The sequence below is a fragment of the Priestia sp. FW507-14D1A genome (assembly GCF_058781295.1).
The window spans coordinates 651714-677758 of record NZ_JBYSWQ010000001.1; the positions used below are offsets into that span (position 1 = coordinate 651714).

The 26045-nt window shown below is 38.1% G+C and carries 27 protein-coding genes; 8 read left to right on the plus strand and 19 right to left on the minus strand.

Annotated features, from left to right (window positions below; translation table 11 throughout):
• Nucleotides 1-34 precede the first annotated feature (34 nt).
• The 4 genes from AC3WJG_RS03855 to AC3WJG_RS03870 all read right to left on the minus strand — a co-directional run bounded on the left by AC3WJG_RS03855 (nt 35) and on the right by AC3WJG_RS03870 (nt 4666).
• On the minus strand, nt 35-1024 hold the full coding sequence (locus AC3WJG_RS03855; protein WP_028410943.1) for a glycosyltransferase family 2 protein: 990 nt from the start codon (nt 1022-1024) through the stop codon (nt 35-37).
• A 12-nt stretch (nt 1025-1036) separates the two neighbouring features.
• Nucleotides 1037-2722, minus strand: coding sequence for a DUF6044 family protein (locus AC3WJG_RS03860; RefSeq protein WP_337133978.1), 1686 nt, complete (start codon nt 2720-2722; stop codon nt 1037-1039).
• Nucleotides 2723-2759: 37 nt separating this feature from the next.
• Nucleotides 2760-3182 carry a GtrA family protein gene (locus AC3WJG_RS03865; RefSeq protein ID WP_337133977.1) on the minus strand — a complete coding sequence of 141 codons (423 nt, stop codon included), beginning with the start codon at nt 3180-3182 and terminating at the stop codon, nt 2760-2762.
• Nucleotides 3183-3340: 158 nt separating this feature from the next.
• Entirely contained in the window at nt 3341-4666 is a 1326-nt protein-coding gene (locus tag AC3WJG_RS03870; RefSeq protein WP_337133976.1) for a metallophosphoesterase, read from the minus strand.
• A gap of 221 nt (nt 4667-4887) precedes the next feature.
• Between AC3WJG_RS03870 and AC3WJG_RS03875 the strand changes: the two genes are divergently transcribed.
• A complete protein-coding gene (locus tag AC3WJG_RS03875) occupies nt 4888-6273 on the plus strand; it encodes a protoporphyrinogen oxidase (RefSeq protein WP_286127688.1) in 1386 nt (461 codons plus the stop codon).
• Between the two features lie 474 nt (nt 6274-6747).
• Here the strand turns inward: AC3WJG_RS03875 and AC3WJG_RS03880 are convergent, their stop codons facing one another.
• The 4 genes from AC3WJG_RS03880 to AC3WJG_RS03895 all read right to left on the minus strand — a co-directional run bounded on the left by AC3WJG_RS03880 (nt 6748) and on the right by AC3WJG_RS03895 (nt 10170).
• Nucleotides 6748-7599 carry a VOC family protein gene (locus AC3WJG_RS03880; RefSeq protein ID WP_098334032.1) on the minus strand — a complete coding sequence of 284 codons (852 nt, stop codon included), beginning with the start codon at nt 7597-7599 and terminating at the stop codon, nt 6748-6750.
• 202 nt (nt 7600-7801) lie between these two features.
• Nucleotides 7802-8740 carry an MBL fold metallo-hydrolase gene (locus tag AC3WJG_RS03885; RefSeq protein ID WP_098792043.1) on the minus strand — a complete coding sequence of 313 codons (939 nt, stop codon included), beginning with the start codon at nt 8738-8740 and terminating at the stop codon, nt 7802-7804.
• 24 nt (nt 8741-8764) lie between these two features.
• On the minus strand, nt 8765-9691 hold the full coding sequence (locus AC3WJG_RS03890; RefSeq protein WP_337133974.1) for a DMT family transporter: 927 nt from the start codon (nt 9689-9691) through the stop codon (nt 8765-8767).
• A complete protein-coding gene (locus tag AC3WJG_RS03895) occupies nt 9688-10170 on the minus strand; it encodes a GNAT family N-acetyltransferase (protein WP_028410936.1) in 483 nt (160 codons plus the stop codon). Before AC3WJG_RS03895 ends, AC3WJG_RS03890 begins: the two co-directional genes overlap by 4 nt.
• A gap of 221 nt (nt 10171-10391) precedes the next feature.
• Between AC3WJG_RS03895 and AC3WJG_RS03900 the strand changes: the two genes are divergently transcribed.
• Nucleotides 10392-11012, plus strand: coding sequence for a LysE family translocator (locus AC3WJG_RS03900; protein ID WP_013058667.1), 621 nt, complete (start codon nt 10392-10394; stop codon nt 11010-11012).
• A gap of 277 nt (nt 11013-11289) precedes the next feature.
• The gene (locus tag AC3WJG_RS03905; RefSeq protein ID WP_060747121.1) at nt 11290-12723 is read left to right on the plus strand and encodes an alanine/glycine:cation symporter family protein; all 1434 of its coding nucleotides are present in this window, start codon (nt 11290-11292) and stop codon (nt 12721-12723) included.
• A gap of 63 nt (nt 12724-12786) precedes the next feature.
• Here the strand turns inward: AC3WJG_RS03905 and AC3WJG_RS03910 are convergent, their stop codons facing one another.
• Both AC3WJG_RS03910 and AC3WJG_RS03915 read right to left on the minus strand, forming a co-directional pair.
• On the minus strand, nt 12787-13239 hold the full coding sequence (locus tag AC3WJG_RS03910) for a CBO0543 family protein (RefSeq protein WP_098334028.1): 453 nt from the start codon (nt 13237-13239) through the stop codon (nt 12787-12789).
• A gap of 142 nt (nt 13240-13381) precedes the next feature.
• A complete protein-coding gene (locus AC3WJG_RS03915; RefSeq protein ID WP_337133973.1) occupies nt 13382-14347 on the minus strand; it encodes a bile acid:sodium symporter family protein in 966 nt (321 codons plus the stop codon).
• Nucleotides 14348-14638: 291 nt separating this feature from the next.
• Here AC3WJG_RS03915 and AC3WJG_RS03920 point away from each other — a divergent pair, with 291 nt between their 5' ends.
• Nucleotides 14639-15745 carry a mechanosensitive ion channel family protein gene (locus AC3WJG_RS03920; protein ID WP_025750169.1) on the plus strand — a complete coding sequence of 369 codons (1107 nt, stop codon included), beginning with the start codon at nt 14639-14641 and terminating at the stop codon, nt 15743-15745.
• A 40-nt stretch (nt 15746-15785) separates the two neighbouring features.
• Here the strand turns inward: AC3WJG_RS03920 and safA are convergent, their stop codons facing one another.
• The 5 genes from safA to AC3WJG_RS03945 all read right to left on the minus strand — a co-directional run bounded on the left by safA (nt 15786) and on the right by AC3WJG_RS03945 (nt 20000).
• Complete coding sequence (gene safA / locus AC3WJG_RS03925) at nt 15786-16409, minus strand: SafA/ExsA family spore coat assembly protein (RefSeq protein ID WP_074677042.1); 624 nt, start codon at nt 16407-16409, stop codon at nt 15786-15788.
• A 138-nt stretch (nt 16410-16547) separates the two neighbouring features.
• On the minus strand, nt 16548-17912 hold the full coding sequence (locus tag AC3WJG_RS03930) for a hemolysin family protein (RefSeq protein WP_028410931.1): 1365 nt from the start codon (nt 17910-17912) through the stop codon (nt 16548-16550).
• 612 nt (nt 17913-18524) lie between these two features.
• Nucleotides 18525-18755 carry a YuzI family membrane protein gene (locus AC3WJG_RS03935; RefSeq protein ID WP_098965831.1) on the minus strand — a complete coding sequence of 77 codons (231 nt, stop codon included), beginning with the start codon at nt 18753-18755 and terminating at the stop codon, nt 18525-18527.
• 114 nt (nt 18756-18869) lie between these two features.
• The gene (locus AC3WJG_RS03940; RefSeq protein ID WP_098331950.1) at nt 18870-19589 is read right to left on the minus strand and encodes an NAD-dependent protein deacylase; all 720 of its coding nucleotides are present in this window, start codon (nt 19587-19589) and stop codon (nt 18870-18872) included.
• Nucleotides 19590-19601: 12 nt separating this feature from the next.
• Nucleotides 19602-20000, minus strand: coding sequence for a universal stress protein (locus tag AC3WJG_RS03945; protein ID WP_013058676.1), 399 nt, complete (start codon nt 19998-20000; stop codon nt 19602-19604).
• A gap of 158 nt (nt 20001-20158) precedes the next feature.
• On the opposite strand from AC3WJG_RS03945, the gene AC3WJG_RS03950 reads away from it, so the two are divergent.
• A complete protein-coding gene (locus tag AC3WJG_RS03950; RefSeq protein ID WP_013058677.1) occupies nt 20159-20302 on the plus strand; it encodes a hypothetical protein in 144 nt (47 codons plus the stop codon).
• A gap of 26 nt (nt 20303-20328) precedes the next feature.
• Here AC3WJG_RS03950 and pfkA read toward each other — a convergent pair whose 3' ends face one another.
• Complete coding sequence (gene pfkA, locus AC3WJG_RS03955; RefSeq protein WP_013058678.1) at nt 20329-21288, minus strand: 6-phosphofructokinase; 960 nt, start codon at nt 21286-21288, stop codon at nt 20329-20331.
• Between the two features lie 345 nt (nt 21289-21633).
• On the opposite strand from pfkA, the gene AC3WJG_RS03960 reads away from it, so the two are divergent.
• Both AC3WJG_RS03960 and AC3WJG_RS03965 read left to right on the plus strand, forming a co-directional pair.
• Nucleotides 21634-22311 (plus strand): C40 family peptidase, encoded by a 678-nt coding sequence (locus AC3WJG_RS03960; protein WP_016765281.1) that lies wholly within the window; start codon nt 21634-21636, stop codon nt 22309-22311.
• A 139-nt stretch (nt 22312-22450) separates the two neighbouring features.
• Entirely contained in the window at nt 22451-22993 is a 543-nt protein-coding gene (locus tag AC3WJG_RS03965) for a 5' nucleotidase, NT5C type (protein ID WP_028410929.1), read from the plus strand.
• 148 nt (nt 22994-23141) lie between these two features.
• Here AC3WJG_RS03965 and AC3WJG_RS03970 read toward each other — a convergent pair whose 3' ends face one another.
• From AC3WJG_RS03970 to AC3WJG_RS03980, 3 genes are all read right to left on the minus strand, one after another.
• Nucleotides 23142-23267 carry a hypothetical protein gene (locus tag AC3WJG_RS03970; protein WP_013058681.1) on the minus strand — a complete coding sequence of 42 codons (126 nt, stop codon included), beginning with the start codon at nt 23265-23267 and terminating at the stop codon, nt 23142-23144.
• A 586-nt stretch (nt 23268-23853) separates the two neighbouring features.
• Nucleotides 23854-23979 carry a hypothetical protein gene (locus AC3WJG_RS03975; protein WP_016765283.1) on the minus strand — a complete coding sequence of 42 codons (126 nt, stop codon included), beginning with the start codon at nt 23977-23979 and terminating at the stop codon, nt 23854-23856.
• A gap of 102 nt (nt 23980-24081) precedes the next feature.
• Nucleotides 24082-24486 carry a secondary thiamine-phosphate synthase enzyme YjbQ gene (locus tag AC3WJG_RS03980; RefSeq protein WP_337133972.1) on the minus strand — a complete coding sequence of 135 codons (405 nt, stop codon included), beginning with the start codon at nt 24484-24486 and terminating at the stop codon, nt 24082-24084.
• 118 nt (nt 24487-24604) lie between these two features.
• On the opposite strand from AC3WJG_RS03980, the gene AC3WJG_RS03985 reads away from it, so the two are divergent.
• Nucleotides 24605-26035, plus strand: coding sequence for a spore germination protein (locus AC3WJG_RS03985; RefSeq protein WP_016765285.1), 1431 nt, complete (start codon nt 24605-24607; stop codon nt 26033-26035).
• The last annotated feature ends 10 nt before the right edge of the window (nt 26036-26045 follow it).

Genomic DNA, 26045 nt, shown 5'->3' on the forward strand with positions numbered 1-26045 from the left:
AAAAAGCCTCTCCATTTAGGAGAAGCTTCTTAAATTAATGCATAAGCAAATCTTTTTGTTTGTCTAATGAGTGTTTTGTATATAAATCTCTTTCAATCGCATATTTAGGACGCTGTTTCACTTCGTTAAAAATCTTGCCAATATATTCTCCGACAAGACCCATTCCCATTAGCTGCAGGCCGCCTACAAGCCAAATCGATAAAATAAGAGACGTCCAGCCGATTTGCGTATGATCTAAATATTTTTGAATCAGCGCATAAATACCAAACGCAATACTAAAGAGAAAAGAAGCTCCTCCAAGCAGCGTCAATAAGCGTATCGGCGCTACGCTAAAAGATGTAATCCCGTCGAATGCAAAAGCAAGCATTTTCTTTAGGGGATATTTTGATTCGCCCGCTGTCCGTTCTTTGCGGTCATATGTGACTTCCGTGGAGCGAAATCCTACTAATGGTACAAGGCCTCGTAAAAAGACGTTGCCTTCTTTATATTTCATAAGTTCACCAAGAGCACGTTTGCTCATGAGACGAAAATCGGCGTGATTTTGAACGAGCTGAATTCCTAGCCTATTCATAAAACGGTAAAACCCTACTGCCGTGGTTCGTTTAAAAAATGTATCGGTTTCTCTGCTGTCTCGAACACCATATACGACTTCATACCCGAGCCAATATTTCTCTACAAAAGTACGAATAACGCTGATATCATCTTGCAAATCTGCGTCAATGGAAATGACGCAGTCAGATTGCTTATGGGCTGCTTCTAGTCCTGCCAGCAAAGCATTTTGATGTCCTACATTCCGCGCTAGCTTTAACCCTTTTACAAACAAATTGCTGCAGCTTTCTTTTTCAATAAGCGACCACGTGCTGTCTTTGCTTCCATCGTCTACAAATAAAATGGTACTTTCACTTGATACAAGACGTTCATTTATCAGTTCTTTTATTACAGTAGTTAATTGAAAAGATGTTTCTGTGAATACTTCTTCTTCGTTGTAACATGGAACAACAATTGTTAAAATAGGTCTGTTCATGTTATTGCCCCCTTACTTTGCTTCATATACATACACTTTCCAAGCGGACTGTTTATCGTTAAACGCTTTTAAAAAGTGCAAACCGTCACTTTCAGCATTTTCGATTGGCACAGCTGAAAAGATATAGCGACCGCCCATTTTTTTAAATTGGCTGATATTAAGCTGCAAATGACGGATTTTTTTCGTTGAGTCTTTTCGGTAATCATATTTTTTCCCTAGCTCGCTAACAAACACATAGCAGCGGTTGCCCCAGTGATCATAGTAACTTTCTAACTTTTTATTTTTATCAAGCTCTTTGGCAATGATTTTGCGAAACTCATGTTTATACGTTAACGGATAGAAGTTGTTATACGTATCTAGCGTATAAAAGCCGTTATACTGAGCAATTGATGGATGAAGCCCAATGCTTGCTACCCGATAAGATGATTGAGGTTTCCCTATATATCTGCTGATTTCATCGAATTGATGGACAGCATAAAATTCTTTGACTGACGGCTCGTGATTGTAGCGATAATAAAGTTCAGGATTCGCTATAAACAACACAAGCAGCTGTAAAATCAAACACACCCACACAAACTTTTTCCACGCCTTGCCCCTTTTCCATAAAACATAGCCGCCAACGGCAAACATCAAATAAATAATGAGCGGGCGTAAAAAATGAAATCTAGCAAAGTTAAATGTATTAAAAAGCTGATATTTTTCTTTTAGCGGCTCCCATCCTTTATAAAACCAAAACGCATACCAAATCGACAGTAGTAGATTAAGAATAAATAACTGCAAAAACGTTTTTTCAAGCTTTCCTTTCTGATTCCGAGCAACAATCCACAGTACAATAAAAGAAAGCGGCAAAATGACAAAAGTATGAAGCGTCATTACATGCGTATGCCCAAGCGTGTAGTTCTTAAAAGCAAGGCGAACGGAATGTCCAAAGCTTAGAGTAGAGCTTAAAAATTCATTTCGACTCGTCGGGGCCTCTGGAAATAAAAGAGAATCAACAAGCCGGTATTCAATGAGCAGAAAGACAGCGGTCATCGCTGCAATACTGTTTAAAAAAGGAATATTCCACGTTCGTTTTTTCACCGCATCTCTTAGCCATAGCAGCCCCATCGCCGTTAAAAAGAAGAAAAATCCTAGCACAAAGCTCGAGTAAAACGGAAGCAGTAAAAGTGTAAGCCATTCCTTCCACGTTCCTTCGCGGTTTCGAATGGTTAAAAATGCCCACAGCGCCAGCGGCTGTCCTAATGTACTCAGCATGCCCGAAGGCCAAAAAGGCGTAAGTGCAAAAGCAAGTGATACAAGCACTCGAATCGCATAAGCATCCTCGCTTTTAATGAAGTGCTTTTTTAATAATAAATACATTCCAATTAAAGCAAATACACGCGTAATCGTTTGGCTGAGGCTGTACGCCAGCATGGTAGGAAACAAACCATACAGCCACTGAATACCGCTGAATTCTGTTCCAAACGTATTCCTCGGCAATCCGTTAATGATTTGAGGCAATACGGCATGACTGGAGCCAAACAGCTCTCCGCTTCGATGCAGAACTTTATACCACGTAATATTTGAGTCTAAATTATCATGCACGCGTATATGTGAGTTTTCCCCGAGCAAAAACATAGGGGATACATACGCAAGCAGTAAAAGGAAAGCGATAATAAGCAATGTTTTTTCTTTATTCATAGCTGTTTCTTTCTTCATCTGTTAACACCTATTTCCATTTCATAATTACTAAAAGCTAATCGTGTACAACGACTGCTTCTCTTTTTGCATTAAATACAAAGTATTTTTGACCCGTATAATTTAAAAGCGTATACAGACCTGTTCCGATTAATATACCGACATCTTTTTTGAACGGATGCACAGCAGCAGGAAGTTGATGCAACAACCAGCTGGAGAACTGCAGTCCAATATAGTAAGACAAGCCGTAGCAAACGCCAATAACCAAAATAAAACGCAGTATGCTTGTAGATAAATGAACTCCGCTTTTAAACGTAAATATTCGATTTAACACGTAGCTGACGACTGCTCCTGCTGCGTTTCCGATAAACGTTGCTGCCCAGTAGTGATGAAAAATATGAAGCAGCACATACATAATGGAAAGACCTACTGCTGTATTGACCAGCCCTACTACTAAAAAACGTACAAAAGATCCTTTCATACAAACTCCTTTTGATTTTAATACTTTCATGAAAATTACATATTATGACTTTAAATACAGTTTCAGTGTAGCAACTCCACTTAAAAATCTAATGAAAATAACATTAAAAACAGATGAAAAAAAGCTAAAAGAATCAATAAAAATCGGGATTCTTTTAGCTATTTAGTAGAGCCTTCAATGATTAATTTTTGGTCGCTTTGATTGTCAAACGCATCCACTGCCGCTACTTCTATTTGATACGCAGTATGGGGCTCCAAACCCGATAATGGAAGACTTAGAACATCCGGAACAGGATCGCTGTAATATTGAGAAAATGCATTATATGTTTTGACCACTTCTCCAGTTTCTTTATTTTTGACGGTAATGCGATAAGAGTGAACCATCAGATTATCCACAGCTTGCGTAAACTGGATATAAAGCTGATTTGATGAAGCTTTTTCTTGTATAACAGAAATAGTAGAGCTTGGAAGAAAAATCGGTTTTACTAAATCTCGTTCATTCGTGTAGTGAAACTTTTTTGCATCTGCAGGTATGTTAATTTCCCACGCTTCTCCCGTCCACTTATTTGCGTGAAAATCCCGCCTTTTAACGACTACTTTTCGATTATAAACCTCTACAAGAAGACATTGACTCACATCTCGGTAGCCAGGAGGAAGTTCACCTTGTAAATATCCGGCACCAGGCCATATATACCGAACAGAAGACGTTGCAAGAGATGTAAAATCTCTTTGAAAAATAGTACGAGGATCGTCCAACGGATGGTGGGTATGACCAGAAAATGTAATGACTTGCGGATAAGGTTTTAACGTATTGTAAAGAAGCTGTTCATTCACTTCTATCCCCCATCTGTTTTTCCCGTACAGTGTATTGTTAATAGGCTGATGAATAAAGACAAAAATCGGTTTTTTAGGATCATCTCGCTTTGCTATCTTCAGCTGTTCAGCAAGCCAGTTAATTTGTTTGACTGAATAATCACCGGCGGTCAGACGGCTTTCTGTTCCAAGCATGATAAAATGATATCCTTTTATCACTTGATGAAAATAAAGAGCTTTCATTTTGGTTTTAGATAAAAAACGCTGCTGCGCTTGCTGATTGGTTACACTGTCCCGGTATTCATGATTACCAATCGTAAAAAGAGATACGGCCTGCGGCTGTTTATTTTGATTATAAATAGAAAAAAAGCGGTCGTATTCTTTTAACGCGCCGGTATCAGCCAAATCTCCTACTACTACAAATGCATCTTGTTTCGGTGCCTGTTCATTTAACTGCGTTAATGCATGTTGAAAAGTACGCAAATCAAGCGTTCCTGTTTCCTTAATATGAACATCACTGATCACAGGAAAAACTAGCTTTGGTTCGATGTATCCGCTTCGTCCGCTCTTCTCTTCGGCTCGTACGTTTAAGGTAATACCGCATATAAGAACACTTATTAATACTAAAGCGAGCCAGTCTTTTTTCAGCGTTTCCATAAAACCGCCGAGCATGATGCTTCCTCCTTTCTTCACTGCTGCGTCTCAGTCATTTTCTCTACGTGTATGAGCTTTTATTTTATGTAATTTCAAAATATCTAATCGTATAGTTTCAATATTTCTTTTCGTGTTTGCACACACTATGTTCACAATCAATTCATTACACTTTTCCTAGTCATAGTGGTATGATTTTCGTATATTACAGACTAATTGTTGAAAATGTAGGAGTGAATATTTTGAAAACGGTCGCTGTTATTGGAGGAGGAATTACGGGCTTAACCACTCTGTACTATTTGCAGAAACTAAAACGAGAACGTAATCTCCCGCTTAAGTTATTATTACTAGAGAAACATGCCCATCTAGGAGGGAAAATCAATACGCGTGAAGCTGGGGAATTTATTATGGAAACAGGGGCGGATTCTATTGTAGCTCGAAAAGAAAACGTTATGCCCCTGCTAGAAGAGCTGTACTTAACAAACGATTTAGTCTATAACGAAACGGGCAAATCGTTTATTTACTCTGCTAATGAGCTGCTTCCAATTCCTGAAGATACCATGTTCGGTATTCCAACAAGCGTGGAATCTCTTTTTAAAAGCGAGCTGATTTCTTCAAAAGCTAAAATTACAGCTTTAAAAGACTTAATTACTAAAAATACAACGTTTACGAAAGACAGCTCAATCGGACTCTTTTTAAAACATTTTTTAGGAGAAGAGCTAGTAGAAAAGCAAATTGCACCTATTTTATCGGGCGTCTACTCTGGCGATTTAGACAAACTCACGATTTCTTCGACTCTCCCGTATCTGCTCGACTATAAAAACACGTACGGCAGCATCATCAAGGGAATGGGAGCCAATGAAAAAAAATTTAAAACGGCAGGAAATAAAAAATTCATTTCGTTTAAACAAGGTTTATCAACGATTATTCACCGCTTAGAAGAAGAGCTTTCTGATGTAACAATTTTAAAAGATACGCCAACCACCAGCATAAAACGGAACGGTGAACGTTACCAAATCAGTACGCCGGGGCAAGCCTATTCAGCAGATTATGTGGTGTTAGCTACACCGCACACGGCTGCTCAGCACCTGTTGAACGATCCCGAATTAAACGAAGACTTTGAGCAGTTAAAAGATTCTTCTCTCATTAGCGTATATATCGGCTATGACGTTCCAGACGAATACCTTCCCGCTGAAGGCACCGGGTTTATTGCCTCTCAATCAAGCAACTTAATCGCCAATGCCTGCACGTGGACGAGCAAAAAATGGGCTCACACTTCTAAGCGAGGGAATTTGTTAGTTCGCCTGTTTTATAAAAGTACGAGTCACCACTTTGACAGCCTGCGGACGATGTCAAAAGAAGAGCTGCTAGCAGTGGCACAAAAGGACATTGAAAACAGCTTAGGAATCAAAGAGGAGCCTATTGAAAGCGACGTAACCAATTGGGATAAATTGATGCCTACCTATCACCTTAAACACGGTGAACTTGTACGCAGCTTGACTCAAAAATTCCATGACAAGCACCCCGCTATTATATTAGCTGGCTGTTCTTACTATGGAGTAGGCATTGCAGCGTGTATAACAAACGGCAAACAAACGGCTGAAGCTATCTCTCAACAGTTGACTTAAAAAAGGTTTGAAAACAATAAAAGGCCTGAAAATAAATATATTATTTTCAGGCCTTTTATTACCTTTTCGTTAGCATATAAAGCTACTTTCCTTACTATTAACAACTCTTTTATCGCTTTTCTTTTTGCAAAGCAGCAGTAGCAAACAATACAAGATAGCGCTCGTCTGAAGTTAATCTAAGCCAATGTTTCACTTTATATCTCACAGGTTTCCGCTCCCTTCTTTCAAGGTTTTATATGAAAAGACTTTATATAAAAATTCAATAACGATAAGAAATGATGCTTGATATGTATTTTATTCCCACGCCCGCTTGTTTACAAACTTTTTTAAACGTAAGACTCTTCGTTTATTTCCCTGAAAATAACACCGTTTTCGCCATTATCATCTTACTATTTGAGAAAAAAGTGTACATTTCTTTCCTATTTTGACGAACATTGCGATAAATAAAAGCTGCCAATTGCGGCAGCTTTTATGTTAAAGGACTAATCTAATTATATTGCCTGATGGATCTTTTGTGATGAAATCTTGGTTTTCTTTAGACACAGCTGCTCCGATTTCACGAAGCTTATTTATTGCCTGCTCCCTTTCTTCTTCAGCTGGAAAAACAAGTGTAAATGACGCTAAACCAACGCTGCTTTCAAGAGGACTAGGCGCTCCAATTCCATTCCAAACGTTTAGTCCGATGTGGTGATGATAGCGCCCAGTTGAAATAAACAATGCTTGATTATGGTAATTGCTCACAACCTCAAAACCTAATCCATTTCGATAAAAGTTTTCCGTTTGCTCTAATTCAGAAACGTGAAGATGAATATGTCCCATTAAGGTAGCAGAAGGTAATCCTGTCCATGGTTTACCGTTTCCTTCAGCTAATATCGCTTCTGCATCTAAAGGTTTTGTAGCCATTACTACTTCACTGTCATTCCATTCCCATGTACTTGACGGACGATCTCGATAAATCTCTATGCCGTTTCCATCTGGATCTGCCAAGTACAGCGCTTCGCTCACTAGATGATCAGACGCCCCTTGAAGCGGATAACCGCTATTTAACAAATGCTGCAGTATACTTCCTAAATCAGAACGAGTGGGCAACAATAGAGCAAAATGATATAAGCCTGTTGTACGAGGCTGTTTTGCTGTAACGTTTTCCGGCTGTTCAATCGATAACAGCGCCGTGCGTCCATCAGCTGTTAACAGAGCTTTGTTCTCTTTTCTCCCTAAAAGTTTAAACCCGATTATTTGCTGATAAAAAGCAAGTGAACGCTCTAAATTTTCTACTTTTAAATTTACTTTCCCAACAAATACATGAGGTGCACGGTGAAAGTTCATGATTATTTCTCCTTTTGAATATATCATTTTTTAATCAACTTACTTTATGTAACTTATTATATTTTTATAACTTTATTTCGTCAAGTTATTTATTTTACTATCATAACTTAAAACTTATATCACTGCACAACCAATTGAATAAGCCCGCCTGCTCATAACATAGTATGAACAGGTGGGCTTATTTATCATTAGGCATAAACTATCAAAACAGTTCTCTGCTTTTGCGTTTGACATTTCCATTAACAAAATACTGTATTCTCTCTTTTTGCTCATTTGTTGGCTTCTTGTACGTTTCACATTCAAACTGAAAACATGCTTTTTCTAAATCGACTTCATTTCCTACAATTTCTCCAATCGCACTCAATTGGTTTAAATCTCGCCAAAGTTCCTCAGGAGTTTCAGGGTCAAAATGAGATGAGAGATAATACTGCGCATCATATTTTTTAAGCTCTCTTTGAATCCGCTCAAAGTCTTCTTTATCATAACTCCAGTCACCGCTATAAAAATCTGGACATAGACAATCACCTAAAAACAGGACTTTTTCTTGGGGTATGTAGACAATGGACGAGTCCTGCGCGTGTACTCCGCCAATATGCTGAATGCAACAAGTGATTCCACCTAGGTCAACTTCCATATGATGATGAAACGTTACGTCCGGCTCCTGTAAAATTAACGTCTCTCGACTAGGCATTTCTTTCTTGATCATGTCCCGGCAAAATTCGATTTCTTCACCTTCCCGAACACGTTTATCCAAGGCATCATCGTCCCAGCGCAGTGTCTTTAAATAAGCCAGCTTTTTCTTCGTTAGATGATGGCTGATTGTATACTTGTTCATGGCATGAATGCCAAATGTATGATCCCAGTGCCAATGCGTAATAGCTACTCCTTTGATTGGAGGGACGCCCATTTTTCCAACTTCTTCTAAAAATAATGATGCATGACCAGGAGAATTCCCGGCATCTACGATGAAACTATACTTCTCCCCGCATATAAGCCCGAGCACCGGCCGATCCGTTTCTTGAGAATGAGGAAAGTAATAAACATGGTCCGTTAGTTTTTTCAGCATATTTACACCCGCTTTATGTAGTTTAATAAAAGCCTCTTTATCAAATGGTAAATAATGATAAATAAACTGTATCATACTCGGTGCTGCTTGCCTATCCAATTAGCTGATATTGGACTTTTCTTGAAGAGCCATGACTTTTTCTGGCTCTTCTGCTTTGTACTTTAAGAAGATCATCACACTAATCATCACAATCATCCCTCCCACTAGCTGAGAAACAGTTGTCATTTCTCCAAGCAAGAAATAAGCGAGAATGATGGCACCAATTGGCTCTCCTAAAATAGCCATTGAAATTGTCGTAGCACCTACGTACTTTAAAAGCCAGTTAAATAAGGCATGACCAAAAATATTAGGAATAAGCGCTAAAAGCAAAAAAATCCACCAATCTTTTGGGTCATACTGAGTCAGCGATACATTTGTACAAATATTGTAGACAAATAGAACCAGGCCACCGATTAAAAAAACGGCGAAGCTATAGATGAGTGAAGGCATTTTCCTGCATAATTCTTGCCCCGCAAGCATATGAACAGAAACAGCTACTGTACCTAAAATAGAAAGTAAGTCTCCGTAAAGAGCCGTTTTAGATACTCCGATATCTTCCGATGCAATAATTACCGAGCCGCTAACAGCAATTAAAATGCTGATGATTCCTACTTTGCTTGTTTTTTCTTTAAATAAAAAATAAGCTCCTATCACTACGAAGACCGGCTCAAGCGCAGTCAAAATCATAGCACTAGCAACTGTTGTATGTGAAAAAGACTCCATCCAAAACAGAAAGTGAAGCCCTAAAAACACGCCTGATACAGCTAGCATTAGCCATTCTTTTACCGTGCTGTTTTTAAAAAGAATTTTCATTTTCCTCCATGGTAAAAACGGTAAAAATAAAAGGACCGTAAACAGCAGTCTATACATTCCTAAAATAGAAGCAGGCGCGTCCGACCATTTAATTAAAATAGAAGAAAAAGAAACGGCTAATACACCGATTAAAAGAAAGACAGGAGGCGGTAAAGGAAGAGTTGATTTATTCATGCCATGACTCCTTTTAAAATCTCTTTTTTCATATTTACTACGGGAATATTCACTCCGTCTCTATGTACGATTTCTTTTTCCTCTATGTAAAAGCCGATTGATTCATACAAAGCTATATTACGAGAAACGCTCATTCTCACCTTGCATGATAAACTTTCCTTGCCACACTCTTTGGCATATATCTCTAACCATTGAATAAGCTGTTTAGCCATTCCTTTTCCTTGAAAAGCAGGAATAACAGACAACCGGTAAAAATATAAGCTCGTTTCTTCTAGCGTAAAACGCGCCATCGCTACCGGCTTATTTTCGACGTATAAAATGACAGCTTCTTTTTCGTGCTTTAACGATTGCATAATAGATTCGATTGTTTCATCAAGAGCACTAGATGGTGGGACAGAATCGCGATAGACGGAGAAGGCTTGTAGCATAAGATCGTGAACTGTAGCAGCGTCCTCCGGCTGTGCTAAACAGTACTTCATAAATTTTTACCCTCTTTCTATAAAAATTAAGTATATCGAATTATTATACAAAACCACCCATTTTTTTCCTACACCTTTTATTGATTTTTATTAAGGAGAATAACCTCTTTTTACGCTTTTACACCTTCTTAACTTTACTCCATTAATCTATTAATTCATTAGCACACACTCTTGAGAACTTTTTGTCGAAATGGTTAAAATTCTGTTGGGAGGGAATCATCATGACATTTTCTTGGCTTATACCTTACATAGCCGTGTCACTTATCATTGTCTTAATACCAGGACAAGACATGATTTTCGTAATGACACAAAGTATTGCTTCAGGCGTCAAAGCAGGCATCAAAACCGTATTAGGATCTATTACGGGAACATTTGTACATACTCTTTTAGCCGCAGTGGGGCTATCAATCATCTTTCAAAAATCAATTATTGCCTTTACGATTCTAAAGGTTGTAGGTGTTCTGTACCTGCTGTTTTTAGCCTACCAATCGTTTCGCGAGAAAAGCGGTCCGTTGGAATTAACAGAAAACGTTCAGCAGCACCATCACTTTAGAAAAGGATTTGTTAGCAACTTAACCAATCCAAAAGTAGCCATTTTCTTCATTACGTTCTTACCGCAGTTTGTTAATTCGTCTCTTGGACATGTAAGTTTGCAAATGATTTTGTTTGGTATCATCTTTATCGCCGAAACGCTCATCATCTTTTCACTTATTGCGCTATTTGCTTCTGGACTTGGGAAAAAAGTCAAAAAAAGCCGTATCTTTCAGCACACATTAAAATATGTAAAAGGAACGGTTTTTGGCGTACTTGGCCTAAAACTTTTATTTTCTAGCAACAATTAAGTAAAACAAACTGAAATTTCTTTCATCCCTGCTGTTATCGCCTTTTCATACCCGCTTCATTTGTCATATCACCCTATTTTTCCATGTGAGGTTAGTTGACAAAAGACCAAAATTATTATTTTATATATATATAAGGTTCAGATTTAGCAACAAGATTCGACAAGGATAATGAAGAAAAACAGCGGGGAAATAGGGAGATCTATCTAAATAGAGGGAAAATTCTATAAATTCACGTTTTTTATTATTATTCTACTATAATTCATGAAGAGGTGAAACTATGCAAGAAGTAGTTCAAGGTTTTGTTAGTTCAATCAACGAATTTCTTTGGTCCTACTTACTGATTGCGATGCTGATTGCATTTGGTTTGTTTTTTACATTCAGGTCAAAGTTTTTACAAATTCGGTTATTAAAAGAAATGGTTCGTGTATTAAAAGAAGGTGCGGATAGCTCTTCTAAAGACGGAATTTCGCCATTCCAAGCGTTTTGTATCAGTATGGCAGCCCGCGTTGGTACGGGGAACATTACAGGTATTGCGATTGCGATCGCTTTAGGGGGACCTGGTGCTGTATTTTGGATGTGGGTGCTTGCCGTTATCGGTTCAGCTTCAGCATTTATCGAAAGTACATTAGCACAAATATACAAAGTAAAAGACAAAGACGGCGGCTTCCGAGGCGGACCGGCTTACTATATGGAAAAAGGGTTAAAGAAGCGCTGGATGGGCGGACTGTTTGCTGTCTTAATCACTTTATCATTCGGCTTAATTTTTAATGCTGTACAATCAAACACGATTACTCTTGCGTTTGAAAATGCGTTCGGAACAAATCGTTTAGTGTTAGGAATTATTATGACAGTGGCTTTCGCTGCCATTATTTTTGGCGGAGTTAAGCGTATTGCAAAAATGTCAGAATACATTGTTGTGGTACTAGCTGTTGCCTATATTGCAGTAGCACTTTTCATTATTATCATGAACATTCAAGAAATGCCTTCTCTTATTGCGTTAATCGTTAAAAATGCATTTGGTTTCGATCAAATTGCCGGCGGTTCTCTTGGAGCAGCTCTTATGCAAGGAATTAAACGCGGATTATTCTCAAACGAAGCGGGTATGGGTAGTGCGCCGAATGCAGCCGCAGCTGCAACAACAAGCCACCCGGTAAAGCAAGGGTTGATTCAAGCATTTGGTGTATTAACAGATACGCTTATTATTTGTAGTAGTACTGCCTTTATCATTTTGCTTTCAGGTACTTATACAAATAAAAATTTAAGCGGTATTGAGTTAACACAAGCTGCTTTAAGCACTCACATTGGTTCTTGGGCAACAGGTGCTCTTGCAATTATGATTTTCCTATTTGCTTTTAGTACATTAATTGGTAACTACTACTACGGAGAAACAAATATTGAGTTCTTGAACACAAATAAAGCTTGGCTGATGACTTATCGTGTTGCTGTACTTGCAATGATTGTGTTCGGTTCTATTTCTCAAATTCAGCTTGTATGGGATTTAGCAGACCTGTTTATGGGCTTGATGGTAGTGGTCAACTTAATCGCGATTCTCTTGCTCTCGAAAATTTCTTTTGCAGCACTGAAAGATTATCTTGCTCAAAAGAAAGCTGGAAAAGACCCTGTCTTCTACCAAGACAGCATTTCTGGACTTGATAATATTGATGCATGGGATCATTCAAAAGATAAATCTAGCTCGAAAGAAGCGATCTAATAAAAAAAGCCGTGAATATTCACGGCTTTTTTTATTGTGCAAATTTACTTCTTTTTCTTTCTTCTAGTGAAGCAGTCTAAGACTAACCAAATACCTATAGTATAAATAAATCACGCCGTACGGAATCCAGTAGGAAAAAAATGTCCAGCCGAGATTCCATCCGTTTCCGTATGTAACTCTTTCCATATGCACATACGTTCCTTCCAAAAATGTTGTAAACAGCGCAATAAGAAAAACAAAAAAATGAGGCTTTCCAATTCGCTGGATTAAAAAAATCATATAGCTGGCCAATACAGGATAGACGCCTAAATTAAAAGGCAGCGCTTCTAATGCTTCATTTTCTAAAGAAGTGCCGAGTTTCCAAAAACCATAATAGCTCCCTAATTCATTAATAACGATTGCTAAAACGCAAAAAGCAGTTCCTACTAAAGGCAGTAAACGACGATTTTTAGGATGTAAATAGAGTGTTCCAAAAATCCAAGGTAAAACAAACGCCAGCGCTATATTGATAAGCAAAAATATCCGACCTTTTTGTTTCTAGTATGCCACACCGTTCCTTTTTCTAATCATCTCGTTATCTTGAACGCAGCAAGCGTACAAGCACCTTATCTCCTATCATTAAAACAGAGTGCTTACTTTAGGTTCGTCTCTTGCTTCTTCATTTTAATGAAACAAATTCAGCATCTTTTTTCTCGTAATAGTTTTGAACTAAACGCCCCGATAAAGCAGCTAATACCTGCTGAAATAACATCCCCAGCACAACCGGTACAGCAACGGGAGCTGGAAAATAAGATACGGCTAACACGGCTCCGGCGCTAATATTTCTCATGCCTCCACAAAACGTAAGCGTCACAACTTTTGCTCGGTCCCATCTTAGCCATTTGCCAATCATCCAGCTGAAGAAATAACCAGCTGAACTCATTAAAAAGACGATCACGATAATAAACAGCAGTTTTTTATCAATATGTTTTAAATAAGGTGCAATCACTCCTCCATTTATCATAACCATCACACTTAGCCCTATTTTCGAAACAGGCGCCAGCTTTGGTCCTAATGTCTGCTTAATTGTTCCTTTTGTATATTGATTTAAGCACATGCCTAACAAAGATGGAAGGACAATCATAAAACATAAATCTTTGACTAACTTTAGCGCTTCCAAATGCACGGTGTCTCCAACCACCAATAAAAGCGTATAAGGAACGATAAGCGGGGCTAAAAGAGTATCAATTAAAATAATGGATAGCGCAAGAGGAATGCTTCCTTTGTAAATCGAGACCCATATAAAACTAGTCACTCCTGTTGGAATAATCGCTGCTAGCAAAAGACCCGTGCTTGTAAATACATCATGTGGAAAAATCACTTGGCCAACGCTCCAAGCCCACGCTGGCATAAAAATATGTAAAACAAACAGGGCCATAATGATTGGAAATGGACGGTGTATCGTGGCATTTAACTGGTGAAAGTTTGAATTCAAACTTCCGGCAAACGTCATTAATGCGAAAAGCCATGGAATTAAGAAGGTATACTGACTTAAGGACGAACCGATAAGAACTCCTATGAGCAAGCTGACAGGCGTAATAAACGGCATCAATTTTTCTAGCACTCTATTTAATTGACTTAACAAAGCTTCTCCCTCCAACGCACGTTTTAAATAAATAATAAGATAAATTAACGTTTATAATATCACCTATTTATTATACAACTTATTTTCAGACTATTGCCTGTCTCTTTTACTAAAAAGAGATATATTCATAATTATCACTTAAATAGATTTACAGGTATTTTTGTGCTATTTTAATAGGGAAGAAGCTTTTAAAAAGCATGAATTTAGGGTAAAGAACACTCTACATAGAAATGCTTTCAATTGACGGATATAAATGGACTGTAGCACAGTTTTGGTAACTAGGAGGATTGTATGGATTTTTTGAAGTCTCTGTCATCGTTAGATGATTGGAAAAAAATCGTGATTGCGATTGGGATCTTTTTGATCTTTTTAATTCTTCGCAAGCTTTTCACGACTTATTTGTTTAAGTTTATTATTGGTTTTGTCAAAAATAAAAAAATCAATTTAATTACGAGCGTTTTAGAAGCTTTTGAAAAGCCGCTGCGCTGGATTTTTGTGATTATTGGTTTCAAGCTTGCTCTTCCCTATCTTCCCTTTGATGTTTTAACAGCCGACACGGAAAGACATTTAGTTCGTTCAGCTTCTGTTGGCCTTGCAGGATGGGGCTTGTATAATTTAGCTGCTTCTACCAATTTATTTTTTGCAACGTTTGCCAAAAATTTTGATATCCAAGTGGATCGAATCATTATTCCTTTTATTGAAAAGTTCATCCGCATCGTTGTGGTTATGCTTTCTATCTCCATCATCGCAGAAGAATGGGGTTTTAACGTAAACGGCTTTGTAGCGGGTCTTGGATTAGGTGGTCTTGCTTTTGCCCTAGCCGCAAAAGACACCGTTAGTAATTTATTCGGCGGAATTGTAATTATTACCGAAAAGCCTTTTACCATTGGAGATTGGATTAAAACACCTAGTGTTGAAGGCGTTGTAGAAGATATTACGTTTCGAAGCACCAAAGTTCGAACGTTCGCTCAAGCAGTCGTAACGGTTCCAAATGCTACTCTTTCTAATGAACCTATTATTAACTGGGCTAAAATGGGGAAACGTCAAATTGCCTTTCATTTAAATTTGAATTATAATACACCAAAAGAAAAGTTAGAAACCGTAGTGGCAAGAATTAAAAAGATGCTGACTGAACACGAAGAAATTCACAATGAAACGATTCTTGTAAATTTTGACGGCTTCTATGAATCTAGTCTAAATATCTATCTGTATTTCTTTACAAATACAACCGTTTTTGCTGATTATTTAGATGTAAAAGAAAATATAAACTTCGAAATTATGGACATTCTTGAAGAAGAAGGCGTAGAATTCGCTTTCCCTACGCGCACACTCATCGTTGAGCAGGATGGAAAGCTTTCTGGCAATCCAAAAGAATTTCTAGAAAGTGCTCGAAGCTAAAAAAAGCTGACTTAGTAGTCAGCTTTTTTTCCTTTCTTTTTTAGTTTGAAATGAACATTTGAGTCCAGTAATGGCCGTAGCTTCCGCCTTTAGCGTAACCTACTCCGATTTCGGTAAATTGACTCGATAGTATGTTTTTACGGTGACCTTCGCTATTCATCCATGCGTTAACCACTTCTTTTGGAGTTGCTTGTCCAGCAGCGATATTTTCACCTGCTGTACTGTATGTAATACCAAATTTCTTCATCATGTCGAACGGACTTCCATATGTAGGCGATGTATGACTGAAATAGTTTTTATCAATCATATCCTGCGATTTATAGCGAGCAACGCGAGCTACTTCCCAATTAGATTTTAAAGGCTTAAGCCCTACTTTAGCGCGTTCTTGATTCACTAGCTGAACCACTTGCTCTTCGTATGAACTTCCCGCTTTATCTGTTGGTATGGTAATTTTTTGTCCCGGGTAGATTGAATTAGGATTTTTAATAGCAGAATTCGCTTCAATCAGCTCGGAAACGCCAACCTGATATTTTACTGCTATTTTCCACATCGTATCTCCCGATTGAACGGTATGTACGGTTGCTGCTTGCGCAGTGTTATTAAGACCAAAAGCTAGAGTGACAGACAACAATGTTACTAATAAAAGTTTTGATAGAGTTTTCATACTTTTATTAAAGCAAATTGATTTCAAGATTCATAGCGGTAATATTATCCCATAGTTCCATCATATGACTTTGTCATCTTCTCCGCACACTTTTCTATAACAAAAAGACGCACTGCTCTTTCGCAATGCGCCTTCTTATTATGAAGATAAAGCCTGTGACTGGTTCATGTCCGCCACATTAACCGCTTCATCTGTGCTTTGATGCACCTGACGTTTTTTGATCACATCAATATATTGAATGTGATGGCCTTCCATTTTTGTAACGGTAAAGTCATACTGATCAAAGCTAAGGCTTTCTCCTTGCTTGACGTCATATTTTTCCGTCAAGACCCAGCCTCCAATTGTATCAACATCCGTATCATCAATTGTTGTGCCAAGCAGCTCGTTAAGCTCACTTACTAATAATTTTCCATCTACAATATAATGATCGGGTTTGACTTTCTGAATTAATGGAAGTTCATCCGCATCAAATTCATCACGAATTTCACCGACAATTTCCTCTAAAATATCCTCTACTGTTACAATCCCTGCTGTTCCACCGTATTCATCAATTAAAATAGCCATATGGATGCGTTCACGCTGCATCTTAAGCAATAAATCATGAATAGGAATCGATTCAATTACTTCAATAACGGGACGGATATACTGTTTTAAATCTATTTTTTCCTTGCTGTTGTTCATGACAATCTCGGTTAAAATCTCTTTCATATTGACCATTCCAATAATATGGTCTTTATCTCCATCGATGACCGGATAGCGGGTAAACCGTTCTTCTTGGACCATCTCAAGGATGTATTCGACCGTATCTTCCTGGTCAATCGAAACGACTTCCGTACGCGGCACCATAATCTCCTTGGCAACGCGATCATCAAAGTCAAAAATTTTACTTACATATTTAAACTCCGATTGATTGATTTCACCGCTTTTATAGCTTTCTGATAACAAGATGCGAAGCTCTTCTTCACTGTGTGCAAGCTCATTTTCTGAAGCAGGCTTTAGACCAAATAACCCTGTTATTAAACGAGAAGAACTGTTTAATAGCCAAATGAAAGGATAGGTTACTTTATAAAAGAGTATAAGCGGACGAACAAATAATAAAGTGACTTTCTCTGCTTTTTGAATTGCAAATGTTTTCGGAGCAAGCTCTCCGACCACAACATTTATAAATGTAACAACCGCAAAAGAAATCGCAACAGATAGTACTTTTGTTAAAGCTCCGCTTATCCCTAGTTGATCAAGTAATGGGGAGAGGAGATGCGAAAGTGTAGGCTCTCCTAACCAACCAATTCCCAGCGCAGTAATCGTAATACCAAGCTGACACGCAGATAAGTATTCATCTAAATTTGAAATAACTTGCTTCGCAGCTTTTGCATTGCTGCTCCCTTCTGCTATAAGCTGATCCACTTTGGAACTCCTCACGCGAATAATCGCAAACTCGGTAGCAACGAAAAAAGCAGTTAATGCAATCAGTACCGCTAGTAAAATCAAGTTAAATATGTCCAATCAAGTTCCTTAGCTCGTTTAAAAACGAGTAAGGACTCACCTCCTAAAAAATAAAAAATTTGGATAAAGAACTCTATCCCTGTACTGATCACTTGGAAAAGTGTATATAAGGAGGAATCACATGATAAATGTATAAACATTTTTATATGGAGCAAAACTGCCAGTCTTTCTTCCTTATCTCACGTTTCACTCGTTAATGTAGCAGGTCATTCTTTATTCAGCTGTTCTAGATGTGAAGCAATGGCTCACATCGCTTCATTTCATGATGTTGCTTCAGCGCTGATTCTCTCTTCCATTCATTTATAAAAAATTTAGTAGTTTCCAATCTTTATAAAGTTAAAGTCTGTTAACGTCTTAAAAGAGCGATTATGTGATAAAGAGCGATATGCGTGAAGCAAATGTTGGTTTGTATAATACTGTATTGTACGCTTTGACACTGGTGCATATAATGCTACTTCGCCAACGTGGTACACTGCCCCATCCAATCACCTCTATTTCCGTATATCTAAAAAGATTAAGGAATAATTATCCTATTTCTTTTTAGACTTATTGACTTTATTTTAAATGTTAAAAACTTTGCAGTCAAACGTTTTAGTTAGTCTCCTGCCCTTGCTATTTACTGGTTCGGCGATTTTTAGCAGGTAAATAAAAGCTTGCTGCTACACAAAAAAAACCAAAGACAAAACAGATAATTGGAAGTTTCATACCTATCGCTTCAGCATAATAAGTGAGACTCCTTCCGTGAATAGGGACAAGATTCATTTCAAAAATCAAAGTCAAAACAGCCGTCACTTTGAGTGCAATACCAACAATGAAGAGACAAACTCTCAAGCCTCCACTCATATGCGCAAACATCCCTTCTATCCATTAGCGAATGGATGATGTACTACACCATATGATACATCCCTACACTTTATCACTAAATGCTAAAAAAGCGCTATGTCCATGCATAGACGCTTATAAATTTGCGACCACTTGTCCAATGGAATCATAGATAACCAAATCAAACAAATAATCATAATGCGTAGGTTCTTTATTAATCATCACCATGTTTGTACGATTGTACCGGCTCACAAGCAGCGGAATCTGATTAATCGGTGCTACTTCAAGCGATGAACCAAGCACGATGAATAAATCAGATGACAGCGCTGCTGTAACTGCTTCATCGAACTGATGAATGGCATCTCCAAAGAGAACAACATTTGGCTTTAAAAGGCGCTCACACGCTGTACATTGCGGGAGAGCTGACTGATTTAAATACGCTAAGTCATACTCTTTTTTACAGCTCGGACAATGAGCTCTCTTAATGGACCCATGAATTTCAAAAACGTTCGTGCTTCCTGCATCTTGGTGCAAGCCATCAATATTTTGCGTAATTACATGCACGGTTTTGGCTTCTTCTAGTTCAGCAATAAAGCGATGGCCCGTATTTGCTTTATACTGATGCAGCATTTTAACATGAAAAATTTCTTTAAACAGCGGCCAAAATTCATGAGGATACTGTTCATAGAAGTCAGCAGCTACTACGTCCACAAAGCTTTTGTTTTGGCGATATAAGCCGTTTTGAGAGCGAAAGTCAGGTATACCCGACTCTGTGCTCATTCCTGCTCCCGTAAAAAAACAAATGTGTTTAGCATCATCAATGAGCTGTTTTAACTCTTTGTACTGTTTTACCATTGCATTTCTCTCCTATTTAACAATTAGCACAGGAATCGTTACTTGCTGTGCAATCTTAGAACTCACGCTTCCAAGCAGCATGCCTTTTACAGGATTTAACCCTCTGCTTCCTATTACTACAAGGTCAAATGAATTTTGATTAGCAAATTGAATCACTGTTTTAGCCGCGTCTCCGTGCATAAACGTAATCTCATACTCCACGTTTCCTTGCTTTAAAATTTCATCTGTTGTATGTATCCGGCTTTCACGTTCCTCATCGCGGCTAAGTGATTTTAATCTTGAATCACCCTCTACTGCATAAATGACCTGAATAAAACTGTTTTCCGTCAGCTGAGCCAGCTGAACAGCTTTTTCTGTTGCTTTAGCTGCATGCTCTGAGCCATCTGAGGCAAGTAAAATTCGTTTAAACATCACGCTTCCTCTCCTCTTTTGTAAAATGGTCTTCTTTCTTTACTATATCACTCGCTGTTCAAATGTAATCATTTTTTTGATTATTTCTATAATTTTTAAAATTATTTGTCTACTTTTATGATAAACTGAAAGAAAACTTGTACAGAGGGGATGGAACGATGTTTGGTTTTGAATTAATTTGCACCTTTTGCAAAGGACTCGGAAAGCTAGCCGTTATTCCTGGTATCGGTTACATGAAAACATGCAAACACTGCGAAGGAACAGGGATGCAATCAAAAAAAGACGAAACTCCTTCGATATAAGAAGTTTCGCCTCAGCCATACTGTGATTAGATTGAAAGCTCTTTAGATAAACGGTACATATCAGCATTGATATGGTGAGGTTCACCTAAAATTTCCATAATATCATAATCTACAATTTCATTTTTACGGATACCGATTGCACGGCCGCCTTTACCTTCTAGCAAAAGCTCGACTGCACGACCGCCGAAACGGCTTCCTAGCACACGATCTTGAGCAGTTGGGGAACCACCGCGCTGAATGTGTCCTAATACTGTTACACGCGTTTCAATACCTGCAGCTTCATGCAGCTGCTTCGCTACTTCATTACCATTGGCTACGCCTTCAGCTACTACGATAATGCTGTGCTTTTTACCGCGCTCTTGTCCTTTTCTCAAACGGTCAACCATTTCTTGGAACTCATCTTTTGCTTCTGGAATAAGGATTGTTTCCGCACCGCCAGCAAGACCTGACCAAAGAGCAATGTCTCCTGCATTACGACCCATAACTTCAATAATAAACGTACGTTCATGAGAAGTCGCCGTGTCACGGATTTTATCAATTGCATCGATAACCGTATGAAGAGCCGTATCAAATCCTAATGTAAAATCTGTTCCTGGAATGTCGTTATCAATTGTTCCTGGAATACCAATACAAGGGAAACCAAGCTCTGTTAGTTTTACAGCTCCCATGTATGATCCGTCTCCACCAATAACTACTAAGCCTTCAATACCGTGCTTCTTAAGGTTTTCAATACCTTTTAAACGCCCTTCTTCTGTTTTGAATTCTGGACATCTTGCAGAATAAAGCATAGTTCCACCGCGTTGAATGATGTCACCAACATCTCCAACTTCTAGCTTTTTAATATTTCCTTCTATTAACCCTTGATATCCTTGATAGATACCGTAAACTTCCATACCTTCATGAATTGCTTTACGCACAACAGCACGAACCGCAGGATTCATACCTGGAGAATCTCCGCCGCTTGTTAATACACCTATTCTTTTCATTACTTTCACCTCATCAAAGTCACATACATGACTACTATATTATAGTTCTACATTTTACCCGAGTTCGAACTTTTTGTGTAGTAATTCACAACATATTTCTTTGTTAAATTTTAAATGTACATACTTTTTCATATCTTTTAGTTATTTACCGTCAAATATTCAAAGTTTTTCTAGCAATATTGTACATCTAAAGAACCCTTTTAGTTACAGCTTTTATAAGACTATATTCACCTTTATATTTCATTTTTTTCATATATGTAATGAAATTGTAACGTAGAACACTGTCGAAAGATGATATGATGAATTTACTCAAATCAGGAAAAATTTTCAGGGGGTACTAGTTTTATGAAAAAAGTAATAGCAGCTCTTACGCTTGCTGGCGTTATTGTTTCTACTAGCCCGATTGTCAGCCAAGCGGCTCTAGGCGACCAAACGCTTCGCCAAGGCATGAATCACCAAGATGTTAAACAACTACAACAAACGTTGAAAAATAAAGGTTATTTTAAAGGAAATACGACTACATACTTTGGGACTGTTACAACTTCTGCTGTAAAATCATTTCAGCGCAAAAATGGACTAGCAGCAGATGGTATTGTCGGAAAAGGAACGTATGCTAAACTAGGCGTTTCAGCAAAGGGCAAATCGCCTTCTAGCTCAGCGCGCTATAACCCTAACGCAGTGATTAACAAAGGAAAACAGTATATGGGCGTTCGATATCGCTGGGGTGGAACAACGCCAAGCGGCTTTGACTGCAGCGGTTTTATTGGCTATGCGTTCAAACATGGCGGCGGGGTTCAGCTTCCTCGAACAGTAGCTCAAATTTATCAAAAAGGAACGCGCGTCTCAAGTCCAAAAGCTGGAGATATTGTGTTCTTCCAAACTTATACAAAAGGGCCTTCTCATGCAGGAATTTATTTAGGAAATAACCAATTTCTTCACTGCTCTTCATCTAAAGGTGTGAGCATCTCTTCTCTAAAAGAGAGCTATTGGAGCAAACGCTATTTAGGTGCTAAAAGAATGTAGTTTCTATAAAAAGGGCAAGCTGTGCGATTTTGATGCGGCTTGCTCTTTTTATGCATGTAAAAGATTTGGTATAGTAGAAACAGCACATTACATTGCAAAACCAAGCGTGTAGATGAATACTGTAAAGGAAGTTGAATAAATGCACACCCTTTTAATTGACATGGATTCTGTCATTTGTGATCTTATGACGGATTGGCATAACCAATATAACCAAGATTATTGCGACAGCTTATCGGTTGAAAAGTTAAAATGCTGGGAATCAGAAAAGTATGTAAAGCCGGAATGCGGCACGAAAATTTATGACTACCTCGATCAGCCGGGGCTTTTTTTACATTTACAACCTCTCCCTCATGCTGTTGAGGTTCTTAAACGACTTTATGAGAGGTTTTCCATTTTAATTGTCACAAGCAGCCGTACCTATGCTTATACAGAAAAAGAACAGTGGGTTGAGAAACACCTTCCGTTTATCGGAAAATATAATATCGTGTTTACACACCAAAAAGATAAAATATACGGAGACTTGCTATTTGATGATGCACCGCATAATTTGAAGGCTTTTCAAGCTACAGGTCGCCATGCTGTTGCCATGAGCTACCCGTATAACCAAGAAGTAAATGTCCCACGCGTGGACGATTGGCTTCAGTTTGAACAGTACGTAAATACTTATTTTAACGAATGTTAAGCTAAAAAACACGTGGACTTTGTCATCAGAGAATGAATGCAGTGCGTTTGTTAGCACAGCTATAAGCATAAAAAAACCGCCTTTTGGGCGGTTTTTGACGGATAGCCCCTAAGGGTTATCCGCTTTTTATTTAAAAAAATATAGTTTTTTAGTACTTATCAGCTGATGAGAAAAAGTCCATAATGGCATGGATAATTTCAACGGACTGAAAAGAAAACAATGATATGGCTGTTAATGAAAAGAAACCAATCATGGCCATACGTACAAGTAACATAGACTAATCGCCTCCCTGTTTTGAACTAAATGAACGCACCCAAAACAATTCGCTATCTGTCTTTGTTTGTACGACGTTTTCGCCAAGCAAAGGCAGCTCATTCACTGCGTGTAACAATGACAATGAATCTTCATCTTTCTTTTAAAGACTAAGCGTATAGTTAGTATATCAAATGAAACTTTTTCTTCAAGGCTATACTAGCGGTAAAAAAGGAAATAGTATGAAACGATGCGTTTTATCTTTATTTCATACAATTTAGTACCCTAATATTTATTATATTAAACCTTTTAGGAAAATTGCTACTATTATATCTTTTTTTATAAAAAAAGATAGTAAGACATAACTAAATCAATCCAACCTAAAGACGAACAAGTGAGATAAATGATCTCGACTGCTTGTTGCATCGCTGTTGATCTCAGTGTAAGACTTCGTTTTCCGTCAGCGGCCGATGAGCCTGCTCGTCTACCTACACGAAACCTACGTCCACCCTACCAATGAAAAAATCCGAACGCGTTAAATTCTCAAGCAAGAATCAAACTCATTCGGATTTTCTTTCAATTAAAATAATTTTGTCTCTTCACTTTATTTATCGACACGTACTGTAATACTCATTGACAATGTCTAAAATAGTTGGGTATTCTTCCACCCATGTAAAATTTGTTTTTTCGTTTTCTTTTTTCACTGTTTCTTGTTCTGCACCGATCTTTTCCATTGTTCAATCTCTCCCTTTAACTGTTATATAACATTTATATTAACTAAACTTTGTTTTATAACAACTTTAAAAAGAAAGTTGGACAATGAGTATGAAAAAAAGTTATTGTAGGGATAAAATTTTCACATAATACGTACGAGTCCTTGGTCCATCAAACTCGCAAAAATAAATTCCTTGCCACGTTCCTAGCAGCAGCTGCCCATCGTGAATGATTATATGCTGAGAGGAGCCGACGGTGCTCGCTTTGAGATGCGCAGCCGTATTTCCTTCCATATGAAGATCTAACTTATGTTCCCAAGGATATACTTCATCGAAACGTCGGATCATATCGGTTTTTACATCCGGATCCGCATTTTCATTAATTGTTATACCAGCGGTTGTATGAGGACAGTAAACAACTACAGCCCCTTCTTTTAATCCTTCTGTTCTTATTAATTCTTGTACCTGACTCGTCACGTCAATCATTTCGTCACGCTTATTCGTTTTTAACGTAAATGAATGTAGCATACCATCACCTCTTTTCTTTACCATAACATATCTTTTCTATTCTTCCACATTTTTCGCATAACTCGTTTTCACATCGTAAACACTAAGCTCATTAACACAACAGGCGGTGAGTTTATTTATGCTCGATTCAAAATTTCAGCCCAATGCAGACTACACCGTTCAAACGTTTCTAGATTTGGTGGGTCAAAATACAGATGTTGGTTCCAAAAAATTATGGCTGTCTCCCACAAAATATATATGTATTATTTATCTCCAAGGATTAGTAGACGGAGAAAAACTTGATAATCTTACTCAGCATGTTGTTGAGACAAAAGCAAAAAGTGAAACGCAAACACTCGATGACATCGATTCGTTTATTTCTGTCATTAAAGACAAAGAAGTTTATACATACAAGCAAGCAATCTCGTGTTTTTTTAAAGGTCAGCCCTTGCTGTTCATTAGCGAAAGCACCACGGCATACTCGCTGAATATGTCTATGACCAAACAGCGCTCTTTAAGTGAACCTACAACAGAAAAAGTAGTGCGCGGCCCTAAAATTGCTCTTATCGAAAACTTAGATGAAAACCTTGGTCTTTTAAGGCAGCGTTCTACCGAAGAAGAAATGGTTATTGAAGACATTTATATTGGAAATACAAAGGAACATCGAACAAGTATCGTTTTTCATAATAAACACTGTCAAACTCACATCGTGAATCAAGTCCGAGAGAAATTATTAGACATTCCTTTAGATAACATTCAAGATTCAGGAATGATTGAAGAATTTTTAGAAGAAGCACCTTACTCACCGTTCCCTCAAGTACAAAATACAGAAAGACCGGATCGTGTTCTCGCTGCGGTGAATGAAGGGCGAGTAGCCATTTTAGTAGATGGCTCTCCTTTTGCTCTTTTAGTGCCTACAACTTTCGATATGATTATGAAATCACCCGATGATTATTACGAAAGATGGATAGCTGGTTCATTGCTAAGACTACTAAGGTACTTGTCTATTTTTATTACCCTATTCTTTTCAGCTATTTATATTTCACTGGTTTCGTTTAACCAAGGGCTGCTTCCGACTGAACTAGCTATTACTATTGCTGCCACACGAGAAAACGTTCCTTTTTCTCCTTTTATCGAAGCAGTGGTCATGGAAGTGACGCTTGAATTATTACGCGAAGCCGGGCTGCGTCTCCCTACTCCTGTCGGACAAACAGTTGGACTTGTAGGCGGGGTTGTGATTGGTCAAGCAGCGGTGGAAGCTCATATCGTTAGCTCCGTTATGATTATTGTTGTATCTGTATCGGCAATTGCGTCCTTTACCGTTCCTCAGTACGGAATTGGCCTTTCGTTTCGAATTTTGCGTTTCGTATCTATGATGATTGCAGCAATCTTTGGATTATACGGAGTTACCATGTTTTTTCTTGTTCTCGTCATTCATCTAACCAAGCTCGAAAGTTTTGGTATGGCTTACTTCAAACCGTTTTTTGCGTTAAATAAAAAAGCGTGGAAAGATTCTTATATTCGTCTCCCAAACAAAAGTCTAAAACAGTCTAAAAATAAAGCCAAATAAAACTGACAAA